This window comes from Pseudomonas sp. W2Jun17 (genome assembly GCF_023127795.1).
GTDB lineage: Bacteria > Pseudomonadota > Gammaproteobacteria > Pseudomonadales > Pseudomonadaceae > Aquipseudomonas > Aquipseudomonas synxantha_A.
The window spans coordinates 73,632-83,228 of record NZ_SPKO01000026.1 but is presented as its reverse complement, the minus strand read 5'-3'; the positions used below and the strand labels follow the sequence as shown (position 1 = coordinate 83,228).

The 9,597-nt window shown below is 59.4% G+C and carries 10 protein-coding genes; 4 read left to right on the top strand and 6 right to left on the bottom strand.

Annotated elements, in window-relative coordinates; translation table 11 throughout:
• A partial coding sequence (locus tag E4O98_RS16660) for an RNase A-like domain-containing protein (RefSeq protein WP_248135738.1) occupies positions 1 to 1,403 on the top strand: 1,403 nt, incomplete at its 5' end.
• A complete protein-coding gene (locus tag E4O98_RS16655; RefSeq protein WP_078820861.1) occupies positions 1,400 to 1,702 on the top strand; it encodes a contact-dependent growth inhibition system immunity protein in 303 nt (100 codons plus the stop codon). The genes E4O98_RS16660 and E4O98_RS16655, both read left to right, overlap by 4 nt.
• A 75-nt stretch (positions 1,703 to 1,777) precedes the next feature.
• On the opposite strand, the gene hemB is transcribed toward E4O98_RS16655, so the two are convergent.
• From hemB to E4O98_RS16640, 3 genes are all read right to left on the bottom strand, one after another.
• Positions 1,778 to 2,752: a porphobilinogen synthase gene (gene hemB / locus E4O98_RS16650; RefSeq protein ID WP_005786915.1), complete on the bottom strand. Its 975-nt coding sequence runs from the start codon at positions 2,750 to 2,752 to the stop codon at positions 1,778 to 1,780.
• Positions 2,753 to 2,868: 116 nt separating this feature from the next.
• On the bottom strand, positions 2,869 to 3,711 hold the full coding sequence (locus tag E4O98_RS16645; protein ID WP_248135737.1) for a PhzF family phenazine biosynthesis protein: 843 nt from the start codon (positions 3,709 to 3,711) through the stop codon (positions 2,869 to 2,871).
• A 3-nt stretch (positions 3,712 to 3,714) separates the two neighbouring features.
• Entirely contained in the window at positions 3,715 to 4,413 is a 699-nt protein-coding gene (locus E4O98_RS16640) for a glutathione S-transferase N-terminal domain-containing protein (protein ID WP_103735442.1), read from the bottom strand.
• 252 nt (positions 4,414 to 4,665) lie between these two features.
• On the opposite strand from E4O98_RS16640, the gene E4O98_RS16635 reads away from it, so the two are divergent.
• Complete coding sequence (locus tag E4O98_RS16635) at positions 4,666 to 5,367, top strand: hypothetical protein (protein WP_005786910.1); 702 nt, start codon at positions 4,666 to 4,668, stop codon at positions 5,365 to 5,367.
• A 58-nt stretch (positions 5,368 to 5,425) separates the two neighbouring features.
• Positions 5,426 to 6,481, top strand: coding sequence for a permease (locus E4O98_RS16630; protein ID WP_032876785.1), 1,056 nt, complete (start codon positions 5,426 to 5,428; stop codon positions 6,479 to 6,481).
• 109 nt (positions 6,482 to 6,590) lie between these two features.
• Here the strand turns inward: E4O98_RS16630 and mnmH are convergent, their stop codons facing one another.
• The 3 genes from mnmH to E4O98_RS16615 all read right to left on the bottom strand — a co-directional run bounded on the left by mnmH (position 6,591) and on the right by E4O98_RS16615 (position 9,571).
• Entirely contained in the window at positions 6,591 to 7,694 is a 1,104-nt protein-coding gene (gene mnmH, locus E4O98_RS16625) for a tRNA 2-selenouridine(34) synthase MnmH (RefSeq protein ID WP_223018810.1), read from the bottom strand.
• Positions 7,694 to 8,728, bottom strand: a complete 1,035-nt coding sequence (gene selD / locus E4O98_RS16620; protein WP_078820856.1) for a selenide, water dikinase SelD — start codon at positions 8,726 to 8,728, stop codon at positions 7,694 to 7,696. The genes mnmH and selD overlap by 1 nt, the downstream gene beginning before the upstream one ends.
• A gap of 93 nt (positions 8,729 to 8,821) precedes the next feature.
• Positions 8,822 to 9,571, bottom strand: coding sequence for a TerC family protein (locus tag E4O98_RS16615; RefSeq protein ID WP_248135736.1), 750 nt, complete (start codon positions 9,569 to 9,571; stop codon positions 8,822 to 8,824).
• Positions 9,572 to 9,597: the final 26 nt, after the last annotated feature.

Sequence of the window (9,597 nt, the reverse complement as noted above, 5' to 3'; positions counted from 1 at the left end):
TCAAGAGCGGCCGCGAACACCAACGCCAACAAGGTCAACTGCTCAGCCACTACCACTACGACGACCAAAACCGCCTGCACGCCCACGCCGTCACACAGCAGGAAAATTACCTTTACCAGCGCCAGTACGACTACGACAAATCCGGCAACCTCACCCGCCTGCTCGACACCCGCAAGGGCGAACACCTTTACCGCTACGACCCACTGAATCGTCTGACCCGCGCCGATCACTCCCAAGACGTCCAGGAACGCTTCGCCCACGACCCAGCGGGCAACCTGCTGATGCAAGACCGCCCCGGCCCGGACATCGTTGCCGGCAACCGCCTGATGATCCAGGGCGACCGCCATTACGACTACGACGCCTTCGGCAACCTGATCCGCGAACGGCGCGGCAAGGGCCAGCAACTCGTCACTGAGTACCGCTACGACTGCCAACATCGGTTAATCACCATCACAAAACCGAACGGCGAAACCGCTAGTTATCGCTACGACCCGTTTGGCCGGCGTGTCAGCAAGACCGTGGATGACATAACCACGGAGTTTTTCTGGCAAGGCGACAAGCTGATTGCCGAGCACCATGGGGACTGTCATCGCAGTTATATCTACGAGCCCAACAGCTTCCGCCCGCTGGCACTGCTGGAAGGCTACGGACCACAAGCCACAACGCCCTACAACTACCAACTCGACCACCTCGGCACACCGCAGGAACTGACCAGCCCCGAGGGCGAAATCGTCTGGTCCGCCCACTACCGCGCCTACGGCCAGATCGCCCGGTTCGACGTAAGCAAAATCGACAATCCGCTGCGTTTTCAAGGTCAGTATTTCGACGCGGAAAGCGGCCTGCATTACAACCACCATCGCTACTACAATCCGGATATCGGTCGTTATCTGACGCCGGACCCGGTGAAGTTGGCGGGCGGGATCAACGCGTACCAGTACGTGCCCAATCCCACAGGGTGGGTGGATCCGCTGGGACTAAGCTGTAAAAAAACAAGCTGCCCTGAAGGGCCTTATAGCGTAATCGTTCCAGGAGGAGGTTTAGCCGCACATGAGGCGGCAGGAGGACATCTTATGGAAAAGCATGTCGGTAGAACGGATCAACAATTGCTTGACCGCTTGAGGCGGGAACCACATATCCCGGCAGCCTCTACTTTTCATGATCGCGCAACAGCTGAACTCGCCATTTCAAAGGTATTGGATAACAATCAAGACAAAATCAAAGACTTCCTACAAGGAAACAACCAGCAGATAGTCATCACTCAACCATCCCAAGAGCCAATAGGCACAAGTTTCAGAAAGAACACTACGACATCTGTACCCGGAAAAGAAATTTACTTAATTATTCGCAGAGACCAAAAAATGCATACTGGATATCGAATTCACACAGGCTTTCCAAACCCATGAACAAAGACTACCCCGAGCTACAGCAATTTCTTGCTGGGTACTTCAATCAAGATTGGGTTGATGATCACAAAAGCGCAAACGACGTAATTGATTTTTTTATCTCGGAATCGTCTGAAGATACGATAGTAATAGTGCTATTAGAGCTAGAAAAACTGGTATCAGCCAAAAAAACAGAGCAAGAGCTTCAAGACTTTTTACTCTCTGATATCGGCTGTTATTACTATTACCCTAATGAATGGAATGATGGGGAAACGTGGTTAAACCATGTTGCCTTAGCATTAAAGAACGCCATTAAATAATTTTCTGGCCGAGATACGGGGCTGCTAGGCAGCCCCGCGCGAGCAAGCTCGCTCGCCACAGGTTCAGAGATGCCTTTAGATCCCCGCCAACGCCAAATCCATCGCAAAGTAGGTAAAAATCAAATCCGCCCCCGCCCGCTTGATCGACCCCAATGTCTCGCGCACCACTCGATCCTCATCAATCGCCCCCGCCTGTGCGCCAAACTTGATCATCGCGTACTCACCACTCACCTGATACGCCGCCACAGGCAGGCGTGAAGCCTCGCGGATGTCGCGGATGATGTCGAGGTAAGCGCCGGCTGGCTTGACCATCAGCGCATCGGCACCTTCCTGTTCGTCCAGCAGCGATTCGCGCACGGCTTCGCGGCGGTTCATCGGGTTCATCTGGTAGCTTTTGCGGTCGCCCTTGAGGGCGCTGCCGCCCGCTTCGCGGAAGGGGCCGTAAAGGGCCGAGGCGAATTTGGTCGAGTAGGCCATGATCGGGATGTGGGTGAAACCGGCGTCGTCGAGGGCACGGCGGATGGCCTGGACCTGGCCGTCCATGGCGGCGGACGGAGCGATCACGTCGGCGCCGGCGCGGGCAGCGGCCACAGCTTGTTTGCCGAGGTTGACCAGGGTTGCGTCGTTGTCGACATGGGCACCGTGCATCACGCCGCAATGGCCGTGGTCGGTGTATTCGCAGAAGCAGGTGTCAGACATCACAATCATTTCCGGCACTGCGTCCTTGATGATCGAGGACATGCGCGAAACCAGGCCGCGCTCTTTCCAGGTATCGCTGCCGTTGGCGTCGAGGTGGTGGGATACGCCGAAGGTCATCACCGACTTGATGCCGGCACGGGCGTAACGCTCGATCTCGCCGGCCAGTTTCTTCTCCGGGATACGCAGCACGCCCGGCATACTGGTAATCGGCACGAAATCGTCAATTTCTTCTTCAACGAAGATCGGCAACACCAGATCGTTAAGGGTGAATTCGCTTTCCTGGAACAAGCCACGCAGTTGCGGGGAGCGGCGCAGGCGGCGTGGGCGGGCTTGGGGGAACTGACTGGTCATGGCTTTCCTGAAAAATGGCTGAAATCTTTGGGGCCAAAGCTTATGCCCCCAAGTCCCGGCAACACAAATGCCAAGGGGCCAATAGTGTATTGCCAGGCGCGTAACAATTTATTGATCTAGAGCTGTAGCTGCCCTTGGATACACAGCGCTACGGCGCCGCCGACCCACACCTCATCGCCCTGGCGCTCGATGTGAATACGCCCTGCTCGCCCCATCGCCGTGCCTTGGCTGACCACATAACGGCTGGGCGCCAAGCCCTCGGCGAGCAGCCATTGGGCAACACCTGCGTTCAAACTGCCGGTGGCCGGGTCTTCAGGGGCGCCGTCGCCAGCGATAAAGGCGCGCACTTCAAATTGCGCGTCTACTGCGTCACGCACCGGATCACAGGGAGCGATCACCCCCACGGCCAGGCCCAGCAGTTGCGCATAGTCCGGTTGCAACGCGAGCACCACGTCACGATCAGCCAGCATCACCGCCAGCCACCCGGCACCATTGTAGACCCACTGGCTGCGCACAATCGCCTCGGGCGCCAGCTTCAATGCCAGACGCACGCGTTCCAGCAACGGCGCCTCCACGGCCCCTGCACGCAACAACGGCGGCGCGATAAACGCCAGTTCATCACCTTGGCGGCGGATGCGCACCAGACCGATTTCGCACTCCTGAACAATCTCCTCGCCTCGGGGTACGCCACCGGCCTGCAACCAGGCGTGGCAACTGCCCAACGTCGGGTGGCCGGCAAACGGCAGTTCCGTGAGGGTGGTGAAAATGCGTACGCGGTAGTCGGCCCGTGGATCCCTGGGTGTCAGCAAAAACGTGGTTTCGCTGAGATTGGTCCAGTTGGCAAAGTCGGCCATCTGTTGGTCAGTGAGGCTATCGGCGCCGAGCACCACGGCCAACGGGTTGCCTTTAAGCGGTACGCGGCTGAATACATCCAGTTGTTGGAACTCGAAAGTCGACATGCTTCAGCTCGGAATATTCAGGCCACGGATGACCGCCGGACGTGCGACAAAGCCGTCCAATGCGCGCAGTACGTTAGGGAAATCGGCAATGCCCACCAGGTCGCCGGATTCGTAGAAACCGATCAGGTTGCGAATCCAGGGGAAAGTGGCGATGTCGGCAATGCTGTACTCGTCCCCCATGATCCAGGTGCGACCCAGCAGGCGTTTTTCCAGAACGCCCAGCAAGCGCCGGGCTTCAGCGGCGTAGCGGTCACGCGGGCGCTTGTCTTCATAAGCCTTGCCGGCGAACTTGTTGAAGAACCCCACCTGGCCGAACATCGGGCCGATCCCGGCCATCTGGAACATCAGCCACTGCAGGGTTTCATAGCGGGTGGCCGGGTCTTCGGAAAGCAACTGGCTGGTCTTTTCCGCCAGGTAGATCAGGATCGCGCCGGACTCGAACAGCGCCAGCGGCTGCCCGCTCGGGCCGTTAGGATCAATGATCGCGGGGATCTTGTTGTTGGGGTTCAGGGACATGAACTCCGGAGACATCTGATCCTGAGTGTCGAAACTGACCTTGTGCGCTTCATAGGGCAGCCCCAGTTCTTCGAGCATGATCGACACCTTGACGCCGTTGGGCGTGGGCAACGAATACAACTGCAGGCGATCCGGGTGCTGGGCAGGCCATTTGCTGTTGATCGGGAAAGCGGCGAGTGCGTTCATCGAGAACCCCCTGGACGGAAAGCCCTCATGATAGTCATCTGCCCGCCACCGTGCATGGGTCATCGTTGCGCAACATTTGCCCACTAGTATCCCCTCTGGGCGAACCAAAACGCCCGATTGCACTCTTAAGAGCGCCCGAAGGGTGAATGGAGGCACCTTGCTATATCGACAGGGAATACCGCAGGACGCTTGCCGCGTCACTGGGGCCGGGCCTGTCCGCCTTAACCCGACGCACGAAGACTCGAACCTATAATGAAGATCAAGCCTCTGCGCCTTGTGCAACGATTCAAACGTTATTCATACATGATGTTGCCGCTGCTGCTGGTCAGCGCGGCCATCGTCACCGCTCTCGACGCCCGTGAAAGCCGTGCCCAACCCGTGGACGGCGTGCAAACCCTGGTATTCCTGCGCCACGGCGAAAAACCGGCCGGTGGCCTGGGCCAGCTCAATTGCCAGGGCCTGAACCGTGCCATGAACCTGGCTACTGTCCTGCCGGAGAAGTTTGGCAAGGCCAACTACGTGTTTGCCGCCAACCCGACACGCAATGTCGAGGAAGGCGAACTGGACAATTCCTACAGCTACATTCGCCCACTGATTACCATCAGCCCCAGCGCGATCAAGCTTGGCCTACCGGTGAACATCGAATTCTCAGCGAATGACACCAGCGCCCTGGCCGAAGAACTGGTCGAGGACAAGTACCGCAACGCGACGATCTACACGGCCTGGTCCCATGGTTACCTGCCGGAGCTGATCAACAAAGTCGCCAGCGAAGCGTCCGGCGAAAAGCACACCCTCACCGATGACTGGTCTGGCAATGACTATGACTCCCTGTACGTATTGACGCTGACCTGGCACAACGGCAAGGCCTCGCTGCTCAGTCGCAACTATAAGCAGGGGCTGAATAACGGCGATGAAACCTGCCCGGATCCGACCCAGGTCAGTGCAGATATCTGAAGCGTGAACCGCAGGGGCGTATGATGCCCGGCTATCGACTCACCTGCGGATCCTCTTCATGTCCAACCTCGCGTCCTCCCAGCCCAATCGGGGCTGGTCGTTCTGGTACAAGCCTGCCCTGTTTCTGCTGGTGGCCTGCATCGGCCTCTACTATGTGAAATGGTCGCCCTACTACCTCAAGGCGTTTGTAGCGGCGGACAACCACAGCATTGGCGCCTCGATTCTCAATGACCAGCAAAGCTCGCCCCTGACAGCGGCGCTGGCCTACGCCCAAGTGTATTTCCTGGCGATCTGGAAAGCCGCAGTGCTGGCGGTGATCCTCGGTTCATTACTGCAAGTACTGATCCCTCGCGACTGGCTGCTGCGCCTGTTTGGCCGCGCCGGGCTGGGCTCGACCCTGCGCGGCGGGCTATTTGCCTTGCCGGGAATGATGTGCAGTTGCTGTGCAGCGCCAGTGGCGGCGGGCATGCGCCGTCAGCAGGTGTCGGTGGGCGCGGCGCTGGCGTTCTGGATTGCCAACCCGGTGTTGAACCCGGCCACGCTGGTGTTCATGGGGTTTGTGCTGGGCTGGGACTTTACCGCGCTGCGGCTGGTGGCCGGGATTGTGTTGGTGGTGGGGGTGTCTCTGGTAGCGCAGCGTATCGCGCGCCCTGATCAAGTGCCGGAAGCGGCGCTGGAGGCTGTCGCCGAAGTAAGCACCCTGGAGTCGCAACCCTTCCTGAGCCGTTGGTTGCGCACCTTGTGGCAACTGTTCTGGAGCACCATCCCGGTGTACATTCTGGCGGTATTGATCCTCGGTGCAGCAAGGGTGTGGCTGTTCCCCCATGTGGACGGGGCGATGGCCAACAGCCTGGTGTGGCTGGTGCCGCTGGCGATCGTCGGTACGTTATTCGTGATTCCTACAGCGGCAGAAATACCCATCGTACAAACCATGATGACCCTGGGCATGGGCACCGGCCCGGCCGTTGCCCTGCTGATGACCCTGCCGAGCGTGAGCCTGCCGTCGCTGCTGATGCTGCGCAAGGATTTCGATGCACGGGTACTGGTGACGGTGGCCGGGTTGACCATGCTGGTGGGAGTGGTGTGTGGGTTGATTGGGGCGGTGATTCTTTAGATTTTCAGTGGGGCTGATGGCCTCATCGCAGGCAAGCCAGCTCCCACCTTTGTATGTATTCACACTTCAAAAGGTGGGAGCTGGCTTGCCTGCGATGGCGTCCGAAAGATCACCCCACCCGAGCTGCTCGTTCACGCAAATATTCCACCACCGCCTCTTGCTCCCCGGCAAACTCGATCCGAGCGCCTTTGCTCTCGCGCTGGAACGCATACATCGGGTCGTAATACTCGCGCAACAAGCCTTCGATCCACACGCGGTGCAGGTCCACTGCACCGCTGCGCGCCTGTTCTGCCAGGGCGTCCTGCAAAATCGCCTGCAGCCGCTGGAAACGTTCACCGCCCAGACGCTTGTGAATATTGGCCAGGCTTTGGGTCAGGCGCTCGGCAAATAATAGCTGGCCGCGTTCACCAAACACGTCAATGAACTCGGCGCACAGGTCGACCACGTAATCCTTCAGGATGCGCTCGACGCGGCCCTCAACGCTGTCTTCCAGCCACACCATCGCAAACGTCTGCATCCCCTTGTGCAATGGCAGTGGCAGCGCACAGCTGCCGATCATGCGGCTCTCGTCTTCGACCACGAACTGGCCAATGCCCGCTGCGCGTTTCTTCAACAGGTCCACCGCCAGGCGGTTCTCGAAGTCGATATTGGACGGTTGCGCGGTGGCACGCTTGCCGAAGCTGGAACCCCGATGGTTGGCATGGCCCTCCAGGTCCAGGGCGTTGCGCAGTTGACCCAATACCTCGGTCTTGCCGGTACCGGTCATACCGCCAAGCAGCACGAAATCGCATTCAGCGGTCGTCTGTTCCAGGGTCTCCAGCAGGAACGTACGCATTGCCTTGTAGCCACCGCCGACACGCGGATACTCGATGCCCGCTTCGGTTTTCAACCATTGCTGCACGATCTGCGAACGCAGCCCACCACGAAAGCAGTACAGGTAGCCATCCGGATTAGCCTGGGCAAACTGCGCCCATTGCTCGATGCGCTCGGCCTTGATCGATCCAGAGACCAGCTCATGGCCCAGGACGATTGCAGCTTGCTGGCCTTGCTGCTTGTAACAGGTGCCCACCCGCTGGCGCTCGTCGTCGGTCATCAGCGGCAGGTTGACCACGCCGGGGAACGCGCCCTTGACGAATTCGACCGGCGCGCGGGTATCCATCATCGGCCTGTCATTAAGGAAGATGTCGCGGTAATCGGTGATGTCAGTTGCCATCAAATCACCTCTACCGCGTTGGTCTGTCGCTCAAGCAGTTCGCCGATTGGCTCAAGGTTCAGGCCCAGTTCGGCGGCTACCGCGTGAAACTCGCTATCGCCTTCGGGGGTGACGGCGATCAGCAGGCCACCGCTGGTCTGTGGGTCGCACAGCACGCGCTTGTGCAACTCCTGCACGCGCCCGAGCTTGCTGGCGTAGCTGTCGAAGTTGCGCAAGGTGCCGCCCGGCACGCAGCCCTGGTCCAGGTAGTACTCAACCCCTGGCAGACGTGGGACTTTTGCATACTCGATGCGGGCCGTCAGGCCACTGCCGTCAGCCATTTCCACCAAGTGGCCGAGCAGGCCGAAACCGGTAACGTCTGTCATCGCAGTGACACCGGCCAACTTGCCGAAACGGCTGCCAGGCTTGTTGAGGGTGCACATCCAGTCACGGGCCAGGCCGACGTCGGCCTCGCGCAACTTGCCCTTCTTTTCGGCGGTGGTGAGGATACCGATGCCCAAAGGCTTGGTCAGGTACAGCTTGCAGCCGGCAGTGGCAGTGTCGTTGCGCTTCATGTGGCGCTTTTGCACGATCCCGGTAACGGCCAGGCCAAAGATCGGCTCCGGGGCGTCAATGGAATGCCCACCCGCCAGCGGGATACCGGCAGCGTCGCACACCGAACGGCCCCCGCGGATGACTTCGCGGGCAATCTCCGGCGCCAGCACGTTGACCGGCCAGCCAAGAATAGCGATGGCCATCAAGGGGTCGCCGCCCATGGCATAAATGTCGCTGATGGCATTGGTGGCAGCGATGCGGCCGAAGTCGAAGGGATCGTCGACTATCGGCATGAAAAAGTCCGTGGTGGAGACCACGCCGCGCTCGTCGTCAATGGCGTATACCGCCGCATCATCGCGTGAAGCGTTGCCCACCCACAGGTTGGGGTCCAGGTTCTGTGCGCCACTGCCGGCAAGGATCACCTCCAACACCTGGGGCGAAATCTTGCAGCCGCAACCCGCACCGTGGCTGTACTGGGTAAGGCGAATCGGCTCGTTCATGGAAGACCTCAAGCTATCAAGTGGGCCGATTCTAACAGACAGCAAAAGGCCGGCTGGGCTCTTGTGAGCGCAGCCGGCCTTTTGGGTCAGCGGTTACTCGCGGGCAGCGATCAAACGCTTGTGGCGATTACGCCGTGCGATGTTCAGGCATTCGATAGCCGCCGAGAACGCCATGGCCGCATACACGTAGCCTTTTGGCACGTGGGCGCCGAAGCCTTCGGCGATCAGCGTCATGCCGATCATGATCAAAAAGCCCAGGGCCAGCATCACCACGGTCGGGTTGTCATTGATGAACTTGGCCAACGGTTCGGCCGCCACCAGCATCACAATCACCGAGGTCACTACGGCAATGATCATGATCGGCAAGTGCTCGGTCATGCCCACGGCCGTGATGATGCTGTCGATGGAGAACACCAGGTCGAGCAACAGGATCTGCCCGATGGCCGCCGCGAAGCCGATGGCCACGGTGTTGCCAACCGTTGCTTTCTCTTCAGGCTCCGGGTCCATGCTGTGATGGATTTCGGTGGTTGCCTTCCACACCAGGAACAGGCCACCGGCGATCAGGATCATGTCCTTCCAGGAGAACGCCTGGCCGAACACTTCAAACACCGGCGCCGTCAACTGCACGATGAAGGCGATGGTGCTCAACAGGCCCAGGCGCAATACCAGCGCCATGCTGATACCGATGCGCCGCGCCTTGGCCCGGTGCTGCTCGGGTAGTTTGTTGGTGAGGATCGAGATAAAGATCAGGTTATCGATGCCCAGCACGATTTCCATGACGATCAAGGTAGCCAGTGCGACCCAGGCGGTGGGGCTGGCGGCCAGTTGTAAAAGGTAATCCATAGGTCAGTCCTGACGTGGTAGTGCTG